Below are 932 nucleotides of genomic sequence, written 5' to 3'. Positions count from 1 at the left end.
TTTGGCCACAGTTTTAGAATCCTTGTATCTAATCTCAGATTCATTTGGCGCTAAACCAGCATTATAATGATGTGGTCTAACATTATTGTAATATCCGTTGATATAATCACTTACACTATATTTAGCGTCTTGAAAGTTTTCATATCCAACTTTTGGCATCCATTCCGTCTTAAAGCTTCTAAAAAATCGCTCCATTGGCGCATTATCCCAACAATTTCCGCGCCTACTCATACTTTGTTTGATTTTATAGCGCCATAAACGTTGGCGATATTTCAAACTTGTATAATGACTACCCTGATCTGAATGGAAAATGAGTCCTGACGGTTTTCCTCTGCTTTCATACGCGAGTTCAAGCGCTTTTAGCGTTAAATTAGTATCTGGTGACAACGACATTGCCCAGCCAACCACTTTGCGTGCAAATAAATCAATAACCACGGCTAAATAAGCCCAACGATTGCCTGTCCAAATATACGTCACATCACCGCACCACACGGTATCTGGCTCAATAACATCAAACTGTCTATCAAGCAGGTTTGGGATTTCAAGATGCTCATTACCACCCCTTTTATATTGATGTTGTGGTACTTGGCAGCTCTCTAGTTTTAGTTTAACCATTAGCTTCGCGGCGCGATAACGGCTTAATTCAAAATCGTTATTCGTTGCGATTGCCGCGATCGTTCGCGCCCCAGCTGAACCACCGCTCATTGCATGTATGGCTTTGACTTCAGCTTCTAGCCTTATTTGCTCTGGTGTCGGCGTTGTATCCCGTATGGCCCAATATTTATAGCTGCTGCGATGCACATTGAATACGCTACACAACACGCTAATTGGGTAACGCTCTCGTTGATTTAACTTCTCAATTAACGAGAATTGTTCAGGGAGTCGGACATCAAGAGAGCGGTAGCCTTTTTTAATATATCCTTTTCTAATTC

The 932-nt window shown here is 41.5% G+C and carries 1 protein-coding gene; it reads right to left on the bottom strand.

Going from position 1 to position 932, the window contains the following annotated elements; translation table 11 throughout:
* The coding region (locus J8L73_RS19140; RefSeq protein WP_211019464.1) for an IS3 family transposase at positions 1-932 on the bottom strand (932 nt) is incomplete at both ends.

This window comes from Pseudoalteromonas sp. MMG006 (assembly GCF_018101025.1).
GTDB lineage: Bacteria > Pseudomonadota > Gammaproteobacteria > Enterobacterales > Alteromonadaceae > Pseudoalteromonas.
Note: the sequence above shows the minus strand (reverse complement) of the source record. Positions and strands in the feature narration are given on the sequence as shown.